The following is a 19,280-nucleotide window of genomic DNA, read 5'->3' on the forward strand; positions in this document are numbered from 1 at the left end:
GGACGCTCCCACCGTGAGCTGCGCAAACGTCTTTCACAAATCGAGATACATCGATGGTGTGAAATCGTCCGCAGTGGTTACTCGCGAGTACGGAAGTGGCGCGGCGCGCGTCGGCCCCGATCGGCAGGCTTCCCAACCAGCGACCCGCCCATTACATTGTCGGTTATCCATGGGAGCGCTTCCATGACCCATGGTCACACCGCCACCCCGCTGTCGCCGGTGGCCGTGCCGCCCGTACGCCGTCCCGCGTCGGTGCGACCGCCGGCGGCGCCTCCGACAGGAGTCCGCCATGCGCCACCTGACCCGGCCGTTCAGCGGCCAGCCCGGCCGGTCGCCGGCCGCCGACCAGCCCTGGCCGCGGCGGCTGCTGGCCCTCGGCGTCGCGCTGCTCACCGGCGCGTCCCTCGCGGTGACCGCGCCACCGTCCAGGCCCGCGTCCGCCGCGCCGGCTGCGACCTACAACTACGCCGAGGCGTTGCAGAAGTCACTGCTCTTCTACGAGGCGCAGCAGTCCGGTCCACTGCCCGACTGGAACCGGGTCTCCTGGCGCGGAGACAGCGCGCTCACCGACGGCGCCAGCGCGGGCGTGGACCTCACCGGCGGCTGGTACGACGCCGGCGACCACGTGAAGTTCGGTTTCCCGATGGCGTTCAGCGCCACGATGCTCGCCTGGGGCGCTGTCGAATACCGCAGTGGTTACACCTCGTCCGGGCAACTGCCGCACCTGCTCAACAATCTGCGCTTCGTCAACGACTACTTCATCAAGGCGCACCCGTCGGCCAACGTCCTCTACGGACAGGTCGGCAAGGGCGACGACGACCACAAATGGTGGGGTCCGGCCGAGGTGATGCAGATGGCGCGGCCCGCTTACAAGATCGATGCGAGCTGTGGCGGCGCGGACCTGGCGGGGGAGACGGCGGCCGCCATGGCCGCCTCCTCGATGGTGTTCCGACCCACCGATGCGGCCTACGCCGACAAGCTGCTCGGGCACGCCCGGCAGCTCTACACCTTCGCCGACACGGTGCGGAAGGCCTACCACGAGTGCATCACCGACGCCACGAGCTTCTACCGCTCGTGGAGCGGCTGGCAGGACGAGCTGGTCTGGGCCGCGATCTGGCTGCACCGGGCCACCGGCGAGGCCAGCTACCTGGCCAAGGCCGAGAGTGAGTACGACAAGCTCGGCACCGAGAACCAGACCACCACCCGCTCCTACAAGTGGACAATCGCCTGGGACAACAAGCAGTTCGGCGCGTACGTGCTGCTGGCCAACCTGACCGGCAAGCAGAAGTACGTCGACGACGCCAACCGGTGGCTTGACTACTGGACCGTCGGGGTGAACGGGCAGCGGGTGCCGTACTCGCCCGGCGGGATGGCGGTGCTCGACTCCTGGGGCGCGCTGCGCTACGCCGCGAACACCTCCTTCGCCGCGCTGGTATACAGCGACAAGACCACCGACACCACCCGCAAGGCGCGCTACCACGACTTCGCCGTCCGGCAGATCAACTACGCGCTCGGCGACAACCCGCGCAACTCCAGCTACGTCATCGGGTTCGGCGCCAACGCACCGAAGAACCCGCACCACCGCACCGCGCACGGCTCCTGGTGGGACAGCCAGACCGTGCCGGTGGAGACCCGGCACACCCTTTACGGTGCGCTGGTCGGTGGCCCGTCCTCGGCCAACGACGCGTACAGCGACAGCCGGTCGGACTACGTGATGAACGAGGTGGCCACCGACTACAACGCCGGCTTCACGTCCGCGCTGGTCCGGCTGACCTCCGAGTACGGCGGCACGCCGCTGGCGAACTTCCCGGTCGCCGAGACGCCGGACATCGACGAGCTGACCGTGGAGACCACAGTGACGCAGGCCGAACCTCGGGCCACCGGGCTCAAGGTGATGGTCTACAACAAGTCCGCGTTCCCGGCCCGCGCGCTGGCCGACGGCCGGTTCCGGTACTACTTCCGGCCCGACGGCACCGGCCCGGTGCAGGTCACCGCCGGCTACACCCAGGGCTGCCCGTCCCCGACCACCGCCAAGCAGTTCAGCGGGGACATCTGGTACGTCGAGGTGGACTGCGCCGGGTACACCATCGCTCCGGCGGGTCAGTCGCAGCACCGGATGGAGGTCCAGTTCAAGATCGGCGTGCCGGAGGGCGGCACCTGGGACCCGACCAACGACCCGTCGTACCAGGCCACCGCCGGGCCGAACCGGAAGGTGCCGCTCTACTCCGGCGCCACCCGGGTCTGGGGCGAGGAGCCGGGCCCGGTCGTCCCGGACACCACCAAGCCGACCGTCCCGGGTACCCCGGTGGCGTCCAACCTCGGCCCCCGCACTGTCACCCTGACCTGGGCGCCGTCCACCGACAGCGGCGGCAGCGGCCTGGCCGGCTACGACGTCCGCGAGGTCCAGGTCAACAGCGACACGGTCCTGGTCCGGCCGGTCACCGGCACGACGTTGACCATCACAACGCTGCTGCCAGCGACGTCGTACGAGTTCACCGTCGTGGCGCGCGACGGCGTCGGCAACACGTCGGCCGCCTCACCGAAGCTCACGGTGACCACGCCGCCGGCCGGCACCGCCGACACCACAGCGCCGAGCACCCCCGGCACGCCGGTCGCCTCGGCCGTCACCGCCACCGGGCTCACCCTGGCCTGGACCCCATCGACCGACAACGTGGGCGTCACCGGTTACCGGGTCTACCGCGAGGCCGGCGCCACCGACGTGCTTGTCGGCTCGCCGACCGGCAGCACCCAGGCGGTGTCCGGGTTGACGGCCTCCACGGCGTACCAGTTCTACGTGGTAGCGGTGGACGCGGCGGGCAACACCTCCGCGGCGTCCACGCCGGTCTCGGTGACCACCGCGGCCCCGCCGGTCGGTGGCACCTGCACGGTGGGGTACGCCACCACCGACTGGGGCGGCGGCTTCACCGCCAACGTGTCGATCACCAACACCGGCACCACCGCTATCAACGGCTGGACCCTGCGGTTCAGCTTCCCCGGCGGGCAGAGCGTCAGCCAGGGCTGGTCGGCGGCGATCAGCCAGAGCGGCGCGGCGGTCACCGCCACGAACCTGTCCTACAACGGCACGATCGCGGCCGGCGCGTCGGTGAGCTTCGGCTTCAACGGCACGTACAGCGGCGCCAACCCGAAACCGACCGCCTTCACCGTCAACAACACCACCTGCACCGTGTCCTGAGCCCATCCCGGGCAGTCGCGGCCGGTCACCGTCCCCGGTGGCCGGCCGCGAACGACCACCGGGAACGCTTGTCAGCCGGCCCGGTAGGAAAGGTAGTAGCCCTCGTGCGGCCAGCTGTGGAAGTTGTTGAGCTCGGACGCAGCGCCGGTGCAGTCGGAGGTCCGGTAGCCAGAGACGGAACCGAAGCCGTTCCAGCCGATCGCCCAGATCGCCTCGGCCGGGACCGGGCGGCAGATGCCGTCGCGCGTGGCCTGCCTGCCTACGATGATCTGCGTGTAGGCCTGGTAGAAGACGAGGCCGGTGTCGGGAACCTTGAGCGTCTCGACAGCGGCTGCGGGCGACGCCGGTATCGTCACGGTCAGTGTGGTGATCAAAGCGGCGGCGAGACCCGCAGCGATTCGGCTGGTGAATCTGCGCATGAGCTTCCCTTCCTAACGGTGTTCAGGGACGGGGCCGGAGCTCTTTCAGCCCAGAGGCAGATTGATTTGCGTCGATTATATTCCTCATGTCAACCAACCCGCTGCTGATCGCTGTCGCTGAGCGGCCCGAAAGCAGAGGTGGCTGGAAGTTGGTCGCCTGGGGGCACCGCGACGAGATCTTGGACAGTTACCGTTCCGCGCGGACGGAAACTGGATGGCCGACCCTCGCGGGCGAACTCGGGTGGATAGGTCGGGGGGATTCCGGGCAAGCTGCGGTCGTGCGGGAGTTGCTGACCGTCGGGCACGGCGCGGCCGATCGGGGCCGGCTGGGAGAGTTGCTGACCGGGGCGGGGATCGCCCAGGTGGTGGACGTGCGGCGATACCCAGCCAGCCGCACCAACCCGGACGTCCGCCGGGAGGAACTCGAACGGTGGCTGCCCGAGTGCGGCATCGACTACCGCTGGGAGCCGCGGCTCGGCGGACGACGGCACGTCCCGGCCGGGGAGCCGGAGCCGGACACCTGGTGGACGGTCGCGGCGTTCCGGGCGTACGCCGCCCACACCCGGACGGCCGAGTTCGACGACGCGCTCGCCGAGGTGCTCGCCGGGGCGGATAGTCGGACCACCGCGATCATGTGCAGTGAGAGCGTGTGGTAGCGCTGCCACCGGCGGTTGATCGCCGACGTCGCGACGCTGAGCAGCGGAGTCTCCGTGGCGCACCTGATGCCGGACGGCCGCCTCAGCCCGCACCGGCCGGCCGAGGGTGCCCGCCGACTGCCCGACGGCCACCTGCTGTGGGACGACTGAGTCACTCCACGAGGTCGTCGGCGAGCAGGTCCATCAACAGACCGTCGTGCCAGCGGCCGTCCGCACCGCGCTCGTAGCGGCGCAGCACCCCCACCGGTCGAAAACCAACCTTCGCGTACGCCCGGATGGCGGCGCTGTTCGCCGCGGCCGGGTCGATGGTGAAACGGTGGTGGCCGTACTCGTCGATCAGGTGTCGGGCCAGGGTGCGGATCGCGTCACCACCGAGGCCGGCGCCGCGCTCCGCCGGGTCGAGGAAGACGTCCAGGCTGGCGTGCCGGTAGTCCGGGTCCGCCTCGGCGTGCCACTGGATCGCGCCGACGACCCGGCCGTTGTGCTCGATGGCGTACACGTGCAGGTCGGCGTCGGCGAGGTCGGCACGCACGGAGTCGGCCAGGTCGTCGCCGCCCCGCCACCACCGGCGTACCTCCGGGTCGGCCCGGATCGCGGCGAGGGCCGGCACGTCAGCGACCGTCGCCGGTCGTAGTGTCACCGCCCGCCCTCGCAGCATCCGGCTCAGCCCCGCATCTCGCCGTGCTCGATGCAGATCGCCGACCAGCCCACCGGCAGCACCTGAACCTTCATCCGGCGACGGCAGCGGGGGCAGAACCGGGGCGGCTCCAACTGGCGGGCCGACGCGCAGGCCGGGTGGACGGTGGCCGTCGCCGGCTCACCGCACCTGTCGCACCACAGCTCCGTCGTCGTCATTGTCGTCACAGCGTGGCGGAGAGCGCCTTGACCGGCATCTTCAACTCGTCCAACAGCTCCAGGTCGGCCGTCGCCGGTCGACCCAGCGTGGTCAGGTAGTTGCCGACGATCACCGCGTTGATGCCACCGAGCAGACCGTCGCGGGTGCCCAGGTCGCCGAGGGTGATCTCTCGGCCGCCCGCGTACCGGAGAATGGTCCGTGGCATGGCCAGCCGGAACGCGGCGATGGCCCGCAGCGCGTCCTTGCCCTCCACCACCGGGCGATCACCGAGCGGCGTACCGGGACGCGGGTTGAGGAAGTTGAGCGGCACCTCGTGCGGGTTGAGCTCGGCGAGCTGCGCGGCGAACTCGGCCCGCTGCTCGACGGTCTCACCGAGGCCGAGGATGCCACCGCAGCACACCTCCATGCCGGAGTCGCGGACCATCCGCAGCGTCTCCCAGCGCTCCTCCCAGGAGTGCGTGGTGACCACGTTGGGGAAGTACGACCTGCAGGTCTCCAGGTTGTGGTTGTAGCGGTGCACGCCCATGTCGACGAGGTCGTCAACCTGCTCCTTGGTGAGCATGCCCAGCGACGCGGCGACCTGGATGTCGACAGCCGCTTTGATGGCGGCTACGCCCTCGCGCATCTGCTTCATCAGCCGGGCGTCTGGACCGCGGACCGCGGCGACGATGCAGAACTCGGTCGCCCCGGTCGCGGCGGTCTGCTTCGCCGCCTCGACCAGCGACGGGATGTCCAGCCAGACCGAGCGCACCGGCGAGGTGAACAGGCCCGACTGCGAGCAGAAGTGGCAGTCTTCCGGGCAGCCGCCGGTCTTGAGCGAGACGATGCCCTCGACCTCGACCTCCGGGCCGCACCAGCGCATCCGCACGTCGTGAGCGAGCTGGAGGGCGGCGGGCAGGTGCTCGTCGGGCAGGTTCAGCACGGCGAGGATGCCGGCCTGATCGAGGCCGACACCGTCACCCAGGACCTGGGTCCGGGCCTGGTCGAGGATCTCTGGCATGGCTCGTACCCTACAAGGCTCTCCGATCAGCCTGAATGACCTGGCGGCCCGTCGGTGCCTCGCACCGAGTGGAATCGTCGGGCCGATGGCGGCGGGTGGTAATTTCGCCCGGCGGGTGTCGGGCTGACCGGCACACACAGCGGGGGAGGGTGACGGTGGCGGACTGGCTGGCGGCGCTCGACCGCCGCGCCGAGCTGCGGGCGAAGGCCGGGCTCACCAGGCGACTGCATCCGCGTCCGGCCGACGATCAGATGACCGATCTGGCCGGCAACGACTACCTCGGCCTGGCCACCCACCCGGACGTCGTCGCCGCGGCCACGGCGGCCCTCTCGGCGTACGGGCTGGGGGCTACCGGGTCGCGCCTGGTCCGGGGCTCCACCGACGCGCACCGGGCGCTGGAGGAGGACCTGGCCCGCTGGTTGGGCACCGACGGCGCCCTGGTCTTCTCCTCCGGCTACCTCGCCAACCTCGGCGCGCTGCGGGCGCTCGTCCAACCTCGGACGCTGCTCGTCTCCGACGCGCACAACCACGCGTCGCTGATCGACGGCTGCCGCATCTCCGGTGCGGAGACGGTGGTCACCCCGCACGCCGACGTCGACGCGGTGGCCGCCGCGCTCGCGGCCGCTCCCGGCCGCCCGGCGGTGGTGGTGACGGAGTCGGTGTTCTCGGTCGACGGTGATCTCGCCCCGCTGGCTCGGCTGCACGCGGTGGCCCGCCGTCACGGCGCGCTGCTGCTGGTCGACGACGCGCACGCGCTGGGCCTGACCGGTCCGGCCGGCGCGGGCGCGGTGGCGGCCACCGGGCTGGCCGGCGAGCCGGACGTGGTGATCACCGCCACCCTGTCCAAGGCGCTCGGTGGCGCGGGCGGCGTTGTCGCCGGCCCGGCCGAGTTCGTCCGGCATCTGGTCGAGACCGGGCGCACGTTCATCTTCGACACGGCACTGCCGCCAGCGGTCGCCGCCGGCGTGCACGCGGCGCTGCGGCTCGCCCAGGCCGGCGACGACCTGCGCGCCGAACTCTCCGACCGGGTGGGACTGGCGGTCGGTCGACTGAGAGCGGCCGGGCTGACCGTCTCCGCCCCGGACGCGGCGGTGATCTCGGTGACCGCCCCGGGTCCGGAGGCGGCGACCGCGTGGGCCGCGGACTGCCGGGACCGGGGTGTCGCGGTGGGCTGTTTCCGGCCACCATCCACTCCGGACAGCCGCTCCCGCCTGCGCCTCACGGTGAGCGCGGGGGTGCCCCGGACGGCGTTCGAGCGGGCGCTGGACGTCATCGTGGAGACGGCGCCGTGAGCGCGAGGAGTGAGCCGGGTTTGCGAGCCCCGCAGTCGCGAACCGAGGGGGCGCCGTGAGCGCGAGGAGTGAGCCGGGTTTGCGAGCCCCGCAGTCGCGAACCGAGGTGGCGCCGTGACGGGCTGGGCGGGGTCGGTGCTGGTCACTGGAACGGACACCGAGGTCGGCAAGACGGTGGTGACGGCGGCGATCGCGGCCGCTGCGCAGGCCGCCGGGCTGCGGGTGGCGGTGGTCAAGCCGGGCCAGACCGGTACGGCCGGCGGTGAGCCCGGCGACGTGGACGCGGTGAACCGGTTGGCTGCGCCGCTGACCGGTCGGACCTTGGCCAGCTACCCGGATCCCCTCGCCCCGTTGGCTGCGGCGCGGGTCGCCGACCTGCCGCCGTTGGAGTTGTACGCGGCGGTGGACGCCGTCCGCGCGGAGGCCGACAAGCACGACCTCGTGTTGATCGAGGGCGCGGGTGGGTTGCTGGTTCCGATGGGGCTGCGGCCGTCGGGGGAGCCGTGGACGATGGCCGACCTGGCGGTGTCGCTCGGCGCACCGGCGGTGGTGGTCGCCCGCGCCGGGTTGGGCACGCTCAACCACACCGCGTTGACCCTGGAGGCGCTGGACCGTAGGGCGGTGCCGGCCGGTGTGGTGATCGGCGCCTGGCCGGCCCGGCCGGAGCTGGTGCACTGGACGAACCTCACCGACCTGGTGCCGAACCTGCTCGGCGCGCTGCCCGACGGCGCGGGCGCGATGGACCCGGGTGTGTTCCGGCGGTCCGCGCCGGGTTGGCTCACCCCGGCTCTGCACGGGGTGCTGGACGACTGGCGGGTCTGGGCCGAGGAGAGCGGCTGAACACCTGACTTTCGTCGGTGTCCGCGCAGGTCGGGCGTGGGTAGCCTGACCGCCGTGCGGATCCTCGACTACCCGCCGCCGGGTTGGCTGCACCGGCGGCGTCGCCTGCTGCTGGACGTGCTGCTCTGGGCGGTGGTGGCCGCTCCGGTCGGCTACGCCGAGGCCAGCCCGCCCTATTCGCGGTACACGGTGCCGTTGTTGGTCGGCAAGCTCCTGCTGCTCGGTGTGGCGGTGGTGGCGACTCGACGTCAGCCGTTGGTCGCCCTGGTGCTGGCGGTGCTCGGGTCGCTGGTCGATGGCAACTTCGTGTTCGCCATTCCGGTCTTCAGCTATCTCGCCGGGCGGCGCAGCGCCACAGTCGGTCCGGCGGTCATGGTCTTCGTGCTGATCACGGCGGGTGGTACGGCGCTCAACCTGGGGTTCCTCGGCGCCGGGGCGGCCACCTGGTTCCTGCTCGCGTCGGTGCTGCTCTTCGCCGCCGTGTTCCCCTGGTTGGTCGGCCGGTACCGTCGCCAGCAGCAGGAGTTGACCGACGCCGGTCGCCGGCACGTCGACGCGTTGACCCGGGAACAGCGGGGTGCCGCCGAGCGGATCCGGCTGCGTGAGCGGGCCCGGATCGCCGGGGAGATGCACGACTCCCTCGGTCACGACCTCAGCCTGATCGCGTTGCGCGCCGCCGCCCTGGAGGTCGCCGCCGACCTCGACGACCGGCACCGGGCCGCGGCCGGGGAGTTGCGGGCCAGCGTCTCCGCCGCCACCGAGCGACTGCACGAGATCATCGGGGTGCTCCGCGAGGAGGCTGGCGCGTCGCTGCGCCCGAGCGGGGAGACGGTGGCCGACCTGGTCGACGGTGCCCGCGAGGCCGGCATGGTGGTACGGCTGGACGCCGCCCCGGCGGTCGCTGACCTACCGGCGATGACCTGTCACGCGGCGCACCGGATCGTCCGGGAGGCGCTCACCAACGCGGCCCGGTACGCGCCGGGCGCTCCGGTCGACGTGCGCCTCACCCACGACGGTGACCGGGTCGAGGTGACAGTCGTCAACGACGCTCCGCCGGCCGGGCCGCTGCCCGCCCCGCCGTCGCAGGGCAGCGGGCTGCTCGCCCTCGCCGAGCGGGTCCGCCTCGCCGGTGGGACGCTCGACGCCGGCCGTCGGGCCGAGGGCGGATTCACGGTACGGGCGCTGTTGCCCGCCACCGCGGCGCCGACCGAAGCGATCGGGTCGGTGGCCGAGGTCGCGCCGACGTCATGGTCCGACGAGCGACCCGGCCCGGCCGAGCGGCCGGTGGACGCCGAGCGGCGACTGCACGACGCCCGTCGGCGGGTTCGGCGCAGCCTGCTGGTGGCGCTCGTCGCCCCGGTCTGTTTCGCCCTGGTGCTCTCGTTCGTCTACTACCCGGTGGCGACCGCCGGGACGGTGCTGGACCGGGCCACATTCGACCAGATGCGTGTCGGCGCGGCCCGCTCGGAGCTGGTCGGGCTGCCCCGGCGGCAGTTGGAACGGTCGGCGGCTGTCGACCGGGCCGGCTGCGAGTACTACACCGACGGTAACTTTCCCCTGGCCGCGCCGACCTGGCGGCTCTGTTTCACCGATGGCCGGCTGGTCAGCAAGGAGTGGATCGCGTAGTGGACACCCACACGACGGGGACACCGCCGATCCGGGTGGTGCTGGCCGACGACGAGGCGATGATCCGGGCCGGCGTCCGGGCCATCCTCGCCAGCGACCCGGGCATCGAGGTGGTCGCCGAGGCCGGCGACGGGCACGCGGCGGTGGAACTGGTTCGTGCCCACCGTCCCCGGGTGGCGCTGCTGGACATCCGGATGCCGCGGTTGGACGGGTTGGCCGCCGCCGCCGAGATCCGCCGGGTCGTGCCGGACACCGCGACGATCATGCTGACCACGTTCGGCGAGGACGACCACGTGGCCCGGGCGCTCGGGCACGGTGCCAGCGGGTTCCTGCTCAAGGCCGGCGACCCGCGTGAGCTGATCGCCGGTGTGCACGCGGTCGCCGACGGTGGGGCGTACCTGTCGCCGAGGGTGGCCCGCCGGGTGATCGAGCTGGGGGCCGACCGGTTGGCCCGTCGACCCGCCGCCCGGGACCGTGCGGCCGGGCTGACCGAGCGGGAACGGGAGGTGCTGGCCCTGGTCGGGGCGGGTCTTTCCAATGCCGAGATCGCCCGCCGGCTGCACCTTGTGGAGGGCACCGTGAAGAGCTACCTGACCAGCATCTTCACCCGGCTGGACGTCCGCAACCGGGTGCAGGCGGCGATCCTGGCGTACGAGGCGGGGTTGGTCGACGGCTGAGCGGGGGCCGATCGGCCCCCGCTCAGCGCGGCCTGCCTTACGCATCGCGTCGGCGCAACGCCGCCCGGCCCAGCAGCAGTGCGGCGGCGGCCCATCCGGCGAGCAGGAGCAGCCCGACCACTGGCGGGTACGGCTCGGTGTCGCCGGCCAGGAAGTGCCCGCCGGCCACGCCGGGGAACACGTCGGCGATCCGGTTCAGCACGTCGATGTCCGGCTGTTGGAGCGACAGCGGCACGATCATCAGGGTGGCGAGGAGGACGGTGAGCGTGAGCACCGCACTGCGTAGCGCGGCGCCGAGGCCCAGGGCGAGCACACCGACCAGCGCCAGGTAGGTCGCCACCGCCACGATGTCGCCGACCGTGTCGGCGGCGGGGGCGCTGCCCCACTCACCGAGCACCGGCCGGGCGACCAGGGCGCCGACGCCGCCGAGCAGCAGCCCGAGCGCGAAGGTGACCGTCCCGGCGACGGCGGCCTTGGCCAGCAGTACGCGACCGCGGGACGGGGTGCACTGCAGCGTCGTACGGATGGTGCCACTGGTGAACTCGGCGGTGATCGCGAGCAGGCCCAGCGCCAGCACCACGTACTGGGTCAACTCGACCGAGCTGATGAGCACGCTGCCGACGGTGACGATTCCCCGGTCGTCGGTCGGGTCGTCGTTGGTGTTGTCGTTGGCGGCGTAGATGGCCAGTTGACCGGCGCTGGCGGCCATCACCAGCAGCCCGGCCAGCGCCGTCCACCAGGTGCTCCGGACCGAGGAGAGCTTGGTCCACTCGGCGGCCACCGCGCCGTGGCGGGTGCTGGTGCTGGTGCTGGTGCTCATCGCGCCCCACCTCCGGTCGGGCCACCGGCGTACTCGACGCTGTCGGCGGTCAGTTCCATGAACGCCTGCTCCAGCGACGCGGCGTGTGCGCTCAGCTCGTGCAGTCGTACCCCCAGTTCGTGGGCCAGGTCGCCGACCTGGTCGGCGGTGGCGCCGGTGACGGTCAGCTCGTTCCGGGCGGCCGCCTCGACGCTCGCCCCGGTGGCCGTGAGGCGCGCGGCGAGCGCGGCCAGACCATCCGGGTGCGGGCTGCGGACTCGGACCGCGACAGTGCTGCGGGCGATCACCTCGCCGATCGGCTCGTCGGCGAGCAGTCGCCCCCGGCCGATCACCACGAGCTGGTCGGCGGTGAGCTGCATCTCGCTCATCAGGTGGCTGGACACGAAGATCGTCCGCCCCTCGTCGGCCAGTGAGCGCATCAACTGCCGCACCCAGCGCACCCCGTCCGGGTCGAGGCCGTTCACCGGCTCGTCGAACATCAGCACCGGCGGGTCGCCGAGCAGCGCGCCGGCGATGCCGAGCCGTTGGCCCATGCCGAGCGAGAGCGTCCGCCCCGGCTTGGCGGCGGCCCGCCCGTCCAGCCCGACGGTGTCCAGCACCTCGTCGACCCGGCGGGTCGGGATGCCGTTGCTGTGCGCCATGGCCCGCAGGTGCGCCCGGCCGGACCGGGCCGGGTGGATGGCCCGGGCGTCGAGCAGCGCGCCCACCTCGTGCAGCGGCCGGCGCAACTCCCGGTACGCGCGCCCGCCCACCAGGGCCTGCCCGGCGGTGGGACGGTCCAGCCCGAGGATCATCCGCATGGTGGTGGACTTGCCGGCACCGTTGGGGCCGAGGAAGCCGGTGACCCGGCCGGGCGCGATGTCGACTGTCAACGCGTCGACCGCGACGGTCGACCCGAATCGTTTCGTCAACCCACGTAATGTGATCATGCGCTGACGCTAGGCGAGCGAGCTGCCACGCCGCCGCGCCCGAACGGCACCACCCATCCCTGACTTTCGTCAGGTGGGTGGCGGGCTGATCACCGTACGTACTGCTCCAGCAGCGCCGGGGTGAGCCCGGCCCGGTGGATCGCCTTCAATGCCGCGAGCAGGTCGTCCATCAGCGCCGGTCGGAAGTGCATCAGCAGCACGTCGCCGGGTTGGACCACCTTTTCCGGGGTCTGGTAGCGCACCTTCCCCTCGTGGACGGTCTCGGTCCAGTGGAAGACCGCCTTCGCACCGCAGTCGTGTGCGGCCTTCAGCGTGCTGCTGTCGTGCTCACCGAACGGTGGCCGGAACAGGGTGGGCCGCTTGCCGAACAGCTCCTCCAGCCTGTCGGCGGCACCGCAGATCTCCTGCTTCTGGTAGTCGTACGACCGGCCGGCCAGCGAGTTGTGGTGGATGGTGTGGTTCTCCACGACCCCGCCCACCGCCTCGATCTGCCGGAAGTAGTCGGTGTGCTCCGCCGCCGCTGGCGAGTTGAGGAACATCGTCACCGGGATACGCGCCTCCCAGATGAAGTCGATCACTCCCGGCGGGCGGGCCAGCCCACCGTCGTCGATGGTGATGAAGGCGACCTTCTGGTCGGTCGGCAGGCGATGCCAGAACGCGGCCGAACCGGTGGTGGGCAGCGGTACCGGTTGCGGCAGTGGTGCCTCGGGGAACGTCGGCACCTGGGACACGTACCAGGCCAGGCTCTTGAACGCGGGCTTCGCGGTCGGGGACGGCGAGGCCGAGGGGGTCGCCGCCGGGACGGACGGAGTCGGCGTGGCCGCGGCGACCTGCCGAGCGTGCGCCGGGTGGCTCGGGCCGACTGTGCAGGCAGTCAACGCCAGCAGGGCCAGAAGCGTTACGACGGCAGGAATCCGACGGGTGGGGGTGGCTGACACGCCCGGAAACATACCGAGCGGATGTCAGGATCCGGTCAGCCCGGTGTCCGCGGTGCGGCGGCGGACCACGAACGCGTCAGGCATCCGGAAGGTGAGATTGTCCGGGCACCAGGGCGGACGGAGCACTGTCACCCCGTCCAGCAGCGGCGCGGCCTCGGCCACCACCACGGCCGCCTCCATCCGGGCCAGCACGTCCCCGACGCAGCGGTGCGCGCCCGACCCGAACGCCAGGTGCCGGCGTGATCCACGCTGGCCCGGACGGAACTCGTCGGGCGACTCCACGACCGCCGGGTCCCGACCGGCGCGGCCCAGCCACAGCACGAGGCTGCTGCCCGCCGGCACCCGCGTGCCGCCCAGCGTGCTCTCCGTCGCCGCCACCCGCCGCCAGGTGACGATCGGTGGTTCCAGCCGCAACCCCTCCTCCACCACGTCGGCCACCGCGACCTCGCCGCTGCGCAGGCCGGCCCGGACGACCGGCTCGTCGGCCAGCCGGTGCAGGAGCAGGGTGAGGAACTGCGAGGTGGTCTCCTGCCCGGCGACCAAGAGGAAGAAGAGCGCGCCGACCACCACGTCGGGCGGGTGCCCGGCCGCCCGCAGCTGGGCGGCCAGACCGCCACCGCCCGCCGCGAAGTCACGCAGCACGCTGTGGAACCGGCCCACCTCGGTGGCGAGCGCCAGCTGCCGGTCGGGATCCAGTGGTGCCCAGAACAACTCCAGCGCGGCGCGGGCGAACTCCTTGACCGCGCCGACCGGCGCGTCCGGCAACTCGACCAGCCGGGCCAGCACCAGCAGCGGCAGGTCGGCGGCGAGGTCCGCGTACAGGTCGACAGGCGAGCCGGCGTCGAGCGCGGCGCCGATCCGGGCGACCCGGTCGCGCACCAGCGCGGTGAGCCAGGGCCGTTGCGCGGCCACCCGGGCCGGGTGCAACGCCTCCGCGACGATGGCCCGGATCTGCGGATGGCTGGCGCCCGAGTTGTTCGCCAGGGTCGGCGGTAGCCGGAACCGGTGCCCGGCGAGCACCCGCAGCGCGGTCACCGGCATCGGAGTCACCGCGTCCAGCGCGTTGTCCGGTCGGTAGGTGACCGGGTCGGCGAGGACCTCGCGGACCAGCGCGTGCCGGGTCACGACCAGGTGGGTGCCGCCGACGTGGTCCGGCACCCGGGCCACGTCCGGCCATGCGGGGTCGGCCACCTGCGCCCAGCTGCGGAACAGCACCCGGACACGCTAGCCGGAGGCCCCCGGCAGCCCGGCGCGTAGCCGCCAGACGGTGGTGCGCTTCACCCGTACACTCTCCAACGCCTCCGGCACCGGCACGTCGTACCCGGCCACCTCGTCGAAGCGGTCCCGGGGCAGGAACGCCCGGCCGGGGTCACCGACGAGCGCCGGCGCGCCGGCCCGGGCGGCACGCAGCAGGAACCGCAGGACCCGGCGGGCCATCGCCTCGCTGTAGAAGACGTCTCCGGCGAGCACCACCTCGGCGTCCCCGGCGTCGCCGTCGAGGATGTCGCCGAACTCGGCGTCGACGCGTACCCCGTTGGCCTCCGCATTGAGGGCGACCGCCGCGACCGCCAACTCGTCCACCTCGACGGCCCGCACGGACGCCGCGCCGGCGCGGGCCGCGGCGATGGCCACCAGGCCGGAGCCGGAGGCGAGGTCGAGCACCCGCCGGCCGGCGACCAGCTCCGGGTGGTCGGTGACGTAACGGGCCAGGGCCTGCCCGCCGGCCCACGCGAACGCCCAGAACGGCGGTGGCCGGTCGCTGGAGAACTCGCCCTCGGTCAGCTCCCACAGGCCGATCGGCTCGTCCGCCTGGTGCAGCCGCACCTCAGGTACGAAGGGGACCGGGGCCAGCCGGGCGTGCAGCCGGACGAACGTGCTGGAGAGCTCGGACACGGCGTGATTGTCCCAGCGGCCCGACTCCCGGCGTGTCGCGGGGGAGTGGTGACCGGTTCACCACGGTCGGTGAAAACCCACCCCGTCCTTGCCGTCCGGTGCGAACACACCCGTCTGGTCGGTGCCGTCCCCCGCTTCTAGCGTTGCGGGGTGGAGGCGACCGAACGGAGGACGGCGGTGGTGACGGTGTGGCGGTATGCGCTGAGGGCAGGGGTGGTGCTGGCCTGTCTGAGCGGGGTGGAGCTGGCGGCGGCTGCCCCGGCACAGGCGGCCTTCACCACCGAGATGAGCGGCCTGCCGGGACGGTTCACCGCCGGTGAGCAGGTGCGGACGATCTCCGCGGTGGTCTCCCAGACGGACCGGCGCGCCAGGTGCGCGAAGGTGCGCTGGTCGATGGTGCTCAGCGTGCAGGGCGGCCTGCGGCTCGACCAGGTGAAGATGGACCGGGTGGAGGAGACCGGCGACTTTCCGCTGCAGATCCGCACCGAGGGTGACACCGCCCGGCTGACCGACCGGCAACTCGACCCGGGCACGCTCTGCCCGGGCCGTACTGTCACGGCCCGCTACCGGGTGGCCTTCGCCGAGGACGTCACCCAGGGGCGGGTCACCCTCGCCGCCGAGGCGTACGACGCCAACCTGCGCCTGCTTGCGCGGCAGACCGCCACCCGCTCGGTGGTGGGGGTGGGCGGCGTACCGACCAGCACCCCGAAGCCGACGAAGACCCCGCCGGAGCCCACCGAATCCGCCAGCGCGCCGACCGAGGACGAGAGCACGGCGACGGAGGAGGCGGTCGCGGAGTACCCGGCCGACGCCGCGCCACCGGCGGCCAACCGCCCGGTCTCGCAGTCTGGCGCGTTCGGCGTGGTGCAGGCCGCGTTTCTCCTCGGCGGGCTGCTGCTCTTCCTCGGGGTGGGGCTGCTGCTGCGGCTGCGGCACCTGACCCGGGCCGCGCCCGGGGACGCCGACGGGGGCGACGATCCCCCGGTGGACCGGCGCTGGGAGCGCCCGGCCGTCGCCGACCCGTGGAGTCGAGCGCACCGTTGATCGAAAGTCCGCGAGGGGAGCCGTGCGGCGGTAGCGCGGACCCGCGCTGATCGGGGGTTGGTGGGGCCGGCGGAGATCCGCCGGCCCCACCGTGTCACTTCGAGAACGCCTGGAACTCGGCGATCCGGACCTGGCTCCGGGCCGGGCTGGCGGTCGCGCAGTCCGTCGTCGTGGCCGGGTCGTCGTCCTGCTCGCCCGCGTAGTTCGGGCCGCCGGTGCACTGGCTCGCCAGCACCTCGAGACGCAGGTGGGTGGCGAGGGTGGTGGGTACCGCGAACGTCCGGAGGTTGATGTCGCGGCTGTACGCCCGGTACGCCCCGCCGGGGAACGCGTCCCCCGCGCTGGTGTAGATGCGCTGCCAACGCGCCGGATCCGCGCAGTCGGTGGTCGTCGCGTTGCAGGCGGACACCGCGAACGAGCGCAGGGCACTGAGTGCGTTCTGCGCGCCGGTGTCGGCGTCGCCGGTGATCGCCGGGCGCAGCATCGCGCTGACGTTCACCCGCTTGACCGTTTGCGGGGCGTCGCCCGCCAGCGCCACTGTGAGCTGCCGGCCGGCGACCCCGTCCAGGGACGCCCAGTTCGTCGCCTCGGTGTCGTCGACGACCCGGTCCAGGTTGACCCCGTCGCCGGTGACGGTGGCGCCGGACGCGGTGGAGGCGAGGTTGCGGCTCATCCGCAGGTCGACGTACCCGTCCTGGCCGGCTCGGGCGACCACGCTGAGCCGCTGGTGCCCGAACCCGGGGGCCACGGCGAGCAGGTCGTACGTGCCGGCCACCATCTCCACGGTGTCCGGGATCGGCGTCGCCGGGTCGGTGTCGGCCACCGGCACGGCCCGGGCCTCGTACGCCCCCACGTACACCCGGATCGGCGCTTCGGCGCTGTCTCCGCGCGGGCGCAGGGTGAGCGTCGCGTTGCCACCGCGCGGCGAGGCGAAACTCGGCGTCGGGTCGGTGTCGCCGGCACCGTTCGTGGCGGCGTCCCGGCCCATTCCGGAGCGGGCGAACTCGGCCCAGATGAGGTCCTGGTTCGCGCCGCCGAAGCGGAGCAGGTCGGCGGTGAGCATGTTGTCGCGCATGTCGAGCATGCTGACCTGGCTGGCGGCCTGGAGCAGGAACGAGTCGAAGACCAGCTGTGACCAGCGCCGGTTGCCCGGGCACTGATCTGCCGCGACCTTGCCCAGCGCGCAGTCGAGCTGCCGTTGCGGGGTGCCGAGGCCGTACCGCTTGACCAGGGCGGAGCGGACCCGGAAGTTGGTGGCGCCCCAGATCTCCCCGTCGGCGTGCACGGCCGGGCCGGCGGTGTTGTAGCCGATGTCGGAGTAGTTGAGCGGGCTTCGGCTCAGGTCGTAGTTGCGGATGCCGCTGACCAGGTTGCCGGTGACGTAGCCGCCCGTGATGAAGGGCGTCTCGCCGGGCGCGCGCAGCCCGTGCTGGAAGAGGTACTCGGCGGCGAGCAGGTCGCCCCAGGACTCACCCATCGACCCGCCCTGGTGGCCGCTGATCCCGCTGTCCGGGCCGGCGATCATCCGGTTGGTGATCGCGTGGGTGTACTCGTGGCCGATCACCGTCATGTCGTAGTCGCCGTCCACGCACGGCGGGTACGGCCCACCGGCCTGCGGCTGCCAGAGGTACATGTTGGTGGTCGGCGGCAACCCGTCGCGCGGGGTGCCCTGGTTGGCGTTGTTCCGGTTGCCGGTCAGCGCGCCCTGTTGGGCGCGGCCCTGCTCGGCGTCACCGCCCAGGCCGGACGGGGTGAGGTTGACCGCCTGGAGGTTCCACGCCGACTCGGTGAAGCCCAACTGGTACGACCAGTCGTGCATCCGGTTGTGCATGGCGAAGAGGTTGGCGATCGACGCGTCCGCGTCGTTGCGCTGCGCGGAGGTGAACACGCCCGGGTTGCACCGCGCCTGGTGCCACTGGTCGGTGAACTGGTACTCGTAGCGGCGCTCCGGGCTGGTGGGGGCCGGCACGACCGGGGTGCTCGCACCCCAGGACAGCACGGTGTTGGCCGAGTTGCCGCGCGAGGTGAAGGTCGGCGTACCGGTGGCCGCGTCGACGTCCCACGGTTGGCCGGTGGCCGGGTCGCGGAAGGCGGCCTGGCAGCCGGGGGCCGGGTCGCCGCACCAGCGCACCCGGGGGTCCTGCCCGGGGCCGAGGTCGCGAGGCGGGGTGGCCGGGAAGACCGCCCAGCTCGGGTTGTCGGAGTCGAAGTCGACGAGGTCCTCGCGGACCAGCACCTGCCCGGTGCTGCCGTCCACGTAGCTGGTGAACGCGGCCGGGTGCTCGGTGTCCGCGCCGATCATGGTCACCTCGTAGGCGGCCCGTGGCCCGTCCAGCGGGGTGGGCACGGCCACCGACCGGATGGTGTGGCTGGCGACCGCGTCGGCGGTCAGCTTGGCGTCGGCGAGCGCGGCGGCGTACGCCTGCTCCGCGGTGCGGGTGGCCGGCGCCGGCGCGCTGGTGTCGCGAGCCAGCGAGGAGCTGACCGAGAGCACCGCGCCGTCGGCGACCGCGAGGGTGACGAGGCCGTCCGGCCCCGCGGGCAGGTCGCCGAAGCGTTGGCGGAGGGTGACGACGGTGCCGTTGCCGATCGGTCGGACCAGCACCCGTTCCATGCTGGCCACCGTGGCGGCGTCCATGCCGAACAGGTCCTGGTTGGCGGCCAGGTAGGCGCGGGCGGCGGCCTCCGGGTCGGCGGGCAGCCCGCTGGCCAGCGGGCTGCGGCCGGGGCCGAGCGCCTGTGGGGTGCCGAGCCGGTTCCACCGGACGTCGGGGTCGACGGCGCGGGCCAGGCCGCGTTGGCGGGCGTCGGGTGCCGCCGTACCGGCGCGGTTGTCGGCGTCGGCGGGGGTGTGCCCCTCGGCGAACGGCCCGGACCGGCGCTCGGTGGATGTCGCGCCGCCGGTGGGGGCTGCGGTGCTCACGCCGGTGGGGAGCAGCGCGGCGACCGTCGCCGTCGTCGCCAGGATGGCGATGAGCCGGCGTCGACGCCGGCTCATCGGGGGTGACCACTCCGGTTGTGGCACGGGACCTCCTCGTGGGAGCGGGATGGCCGGCGAGTCGCCGACCACAGATGCGCGGTGACGCATGCGCATCTG

17 protein-coding genes are annotated in these 19,280 nt (G+C 72.7%); 7 read left to right on the forward strand and 10 right to left on the reverse strand.

Annotated elements, in window-relative coordinates:
• Window positions 1–289 precede the first annotated feature (289 nt).
• Window positions 290–3,193, forward strand: a complete 2,904-nt coding sequence (locus ACGF3C_RS24670; protein ID WP_393225529.1) for a glycoside hydrolase family 9 protein — start codon at window positions 290–292, stop codon at window positions 3,191–3,193.
• Between the two features lie 71 nt (window positions 3,194–3,264).
• Here the strand turns inward: ACGF3C_RS24670 and ACGF3C_RS24675 are convergent, their stop codons facing one another.
• Window positions 3,265–3,612: a hypothetical protein gene (locus ACGF3C_RS24675; protein ID WP_357205279.1), complete on the reverse strand. Its 348-nt coding sequence runs from the start codon at window positions 3,610–3,612 to the stop codon at window positions 3,265–3,267.
• Between the two features lie 278 nt (window positions 3,613–3,890).
• Here ACGF3C_RS24675 and ACGF3C_RS24680 point away from each other — a divergent pair, with 278 nt between their 5' ends.
• Window positions 3,891–4,268: a DUF488 family protein gene (locus tag ACGF3C_RS24680; RefSeq protein WP_393225532.1), complete on the forward strand. Its 378-nt coding sequence runs from the start codon at window positions 3,891–3,893 to the stop codon at window positions 4,266–4,268.
• Window positions 4,269–4,419: 151 nt separating this feature from the next.
• Here ACGF3C_RS24680 and ACGF3C_RS24685 read toward each other — a convergent pair whose 3' ends face one another.
• Genes ACGF3C_RS24685 through bioB form a run of 3 tightly spaced genes read right to left on the reverse strand, consistent with a single transcriptional unit; the run spans window position 4,420 to window position 6,124 of the window.
• Entirely contained in the window at window positions 4,420–4,926 is a 507-nt protein-coding gene (locus ACGF3C_RS24685; RefSeq protein ID WP_357228242.1) for a GNAT family protein, read from the reverse strand.
• Window positions 4,927–4,931: 5 nt separating this feature from the next.
• The gene (locus ACGF3C_RS24690; RefSeq protein WP_393225535.1) at window positions 4,932–5,123 is read right to left on the reverse strand and encodes a hypothetical protein; all 192 of its coding nucleotides are present in this window, start codon (window positions 5,121–5,123) and stop codon (window positions 4,932–4,934) included.
• A 5-nt stretch (window positions 5,124–5,128) separates the two neighbouring features.
• The gene (gene bioB, locus ACGF3C_RS24695; RefSeq protein WP_269680392.1) at window positions 5,129–6,124 is read right to left on the reverse strand and encodes a biotin synthase BioB; all 996 of its coding nucleotides are present in this window, start codon (window positions 6,122–6,124) and stop codon (window positions 5,129–5,131) included.
• Between the two features lie 155 nt (window positions 6,125–6,279).
• On the opposite strand from bioB, the gene ACGF3C_RS24700 reads away from it, so the two are divergent.
• The 4 genes from ACGF3C_RS24700 to ACGF3C_RS24715 all read left to right on the forward strand — a co-directional run bounded on the left by ACGF3C_RS24700 (window position 6,280) and on the right by ACGF3C_RS24715 (window position 10,559).
• A complete protein-coding gene (locus ACGF3C_RS24700) occupies window positions 6,280–7,416 on the forward strand; it encodes an 8-amino-7-oxononanoate synthase (protein ID WP_357261825.1) in 1,137 nt (378 codons plus the stop codon).
• A 135-nt stretch (window positions 7,417–7,551) separates the two neighbouring features.
• The gene (gene bioD / locus ACGF3C_RS24705) at window positions 7,552–8,256 is read left to right on the forward strand and encodes a dethiobiotin synthase (protein ID WP_238678930.1); all 705 of its coding nucleotides are present in this window, start codon (window positions 7,552–7,554) and stop codon (window positions 8,254–8,256) included.
• Between the two features lie 54 nt (window positions 8,257–8,310).
• Window positions 8,311–9,882, forward strand: a complete 1,572-nt coding sequence (locus ACGF3C_RS24710; RefSeq protein WP_393225538.1) for a sensor histidine kinase — start codon at window positions 8,311–8,313, stop codon at window positions 9,880–9,882.
• Between the two features lie 59 nt (window positions 9,883–9,941).
• Window positions 9,942–10,559: a response regulator gene (locus ACGF3C_RS24715; RefSeq protein WP_393225773.1), complete on the forward strand. Its 618-nt coding sequence runs from the start codon at window positions 9,942–9,944 to the stop codon at window positions 10,557–10,559.
• Between the two features lie 37 nt (window positions 10,560–10,596).
• Here the strand turns inward: ACGF3C_RS24715 and ACGF3C_RS24720 are convergent, their stop codons facing one another.
• From ACGF3C_RS24720 to ACGF3C_RS24740, 5 genes are all read right to left on the reverse strand, one after another.
• On the reverse strand, window positions 10,597–11,379 hold the full coding sequence (locus tag ACGF3C_RS24720) for an ABC transporter permease subunit (protein WP_393225541.1): 783 nt from the start codon (window positions 11,377–11,379) through the stop codon (window positions 10,597–10,599).
• Window positions 11,376–12,308 carry an ATP-binding cassette domain-containing protein gene (locus ACGF3C_RS24725; protein WP_357226513.1) on the reverse strand — a complete coding sequence of 311 codons (933 nt, stop codon included), beginning with the start codon at window positions 12,306–12,308 and terminating at the stop codon, window positions 11,376–11,378. Before ACGF3C_RS24725 ends, ACGF3C_RS24720 begins: the two co-directional genes overlap by 4 nt.
• Window positions 12,309–12,397: 89 nt before the next feature.
• On the reverse strand, window positions 12,398–13,246 hold the full coding sequence (locus tag ACGF3C_RS24730; protein WP_393225544.1) for a polysaccharide deacetylase family protein: 849 nt from the start codon (window positions 13,244–13,246) through the stop codon (window positions 12,398–12,400).
• A 24-nt stretch (window positions 13,247–13,270) separates the two neighbouring features.
• Window positions 13,271–14,461 carry a cytochrome P450 gene (locus tag ACGF3C_RS24735; protein ID WP_393225547.1) on the reverse strand — a complete coding sequence of 397 codons (1,191 nt, stop codon included), beginning with the start codon at window positions 14,459–14,461 and terminating at the stop codon, window positions 13,271–13,273.
• 9 nt (window positions 14,462–14,470) lie between these two features.
• Window positions 14,471–15,139, reverse strand: a complete 669-nt coding sequence (locus ACGF3C_RS24740) for a 50S ribosomal protein L11 methyltransferase (protein WP_357202210.1) — start codon at window positions 15,137–15,139, stop codon at window positions 14,471–14,473.
• Window positions 15,140–15,289: 150 nt separating this feature from the next.
• Here ACGF3C_RS24740 and ACGF3C_RS24745 point away from each other — a divergent pair, with 150 nt between their 5' ends.
• The gene (locus ACGF3C_RS24745) at window positions 15,290–16,183 is read left to right on the forward strand and encodes a hypothetical protein (protein ID WP_393225550.1); all 894 of its coding nucleotides are present in this window, start codon (window positions 15,290–15,292) and stop codon (window positions 16,181–16,183) included.
• A gap of 94 nt (window positions 16,184–16,277) precedes the next feature.
• On the opposite strand, the gene ACGF3C_RS24750 is transcribed toward ACGF3C_RS24745, so the two are convergent.
• Window positions 16,278–19,208: a M36 family metallopeptidase gene (locus ACGF3C_RS24750; RefSeq protein WP_393225552.1), complete on the reverse strand. Its 2,931-nt coding sequence runs from the start codon at window positions 19,206–19,208 to the stop codon at window positions 16,278–16,280.
• Window positions 19,209–19,280 lie beyond the last annotated feature (72 nt).

The organism is Micromonospora sp. NPDC047762 (assembly GCF_043204655.1).
Classification (GTDB): domain Bacteria; phylum Actinomycetota; class Actinomycetes; order Mycobacteriales; family Micromonosporaceae; genus Micromonospora.

Excerpts from the sequence above, each read along its gene's own strand:
- ACGF3C_RS24670 (WP_393225529.1), top strand. The coding sequence starts at position 290 with ATGCGCCACCTGACCCGGCCGTTCAGCGGCCAGCCCGGCCGGTCGCCG.
- ACGF3C_RS24675 (WP_357205279.1), bottom strand. The coding sequence starts at position 3,612 with ATGCGCAGATTCACCAGCCGAATCGCTGCGGGTCTCGCCGCCGCTTTG.
- ACGF3C_RS24685 (WP_357228242.1), bottom strand. The coding sequence starts at position 4,926 with ATGCTGCGAGGGCGGGCGGTGACACTACGACCGGCGACGGTCGCTGAC.
- ACGF3C_RS24690 (WP_393225535.1), bottom strand. The coding sequence starts at position 5,123 with ATGACGACGACGGAGCTGTGGTGCGACAGGTGCGGTGAGCCGGCGACG.
- bioB (WP_269680392.1), bottom strand. The coding sequence starts at position 6,124 with ATGCCAGAGATCCTCGACCAGGCCCGGACCCAGGTCCTGGGTGACGGT.
- ACGF3C_RS24715 (WP_393225773.1), top strand. The coding sequence starts at position 9,942 with ATGATCCGGGCCGGCGTCCGGGCCATCCTCGCCAGCGACCCGGGCATC.
- ACGF3C_RS24720 (WP_393225541.1), bottom strand. The coding sequence starts at position 11,379 with ATGAGCACCAGCACCAGCACCAGCACCCGCCACGGCGCGGTGGCCGCC.
- ACGF3C_RS24725 (WP_357226513.1), bottom strand. The coding sequence starts at position 12,308 with ATGATCACATTACGTGGGTTGACGAAACGATTCGGGTCGACCGTCGCG.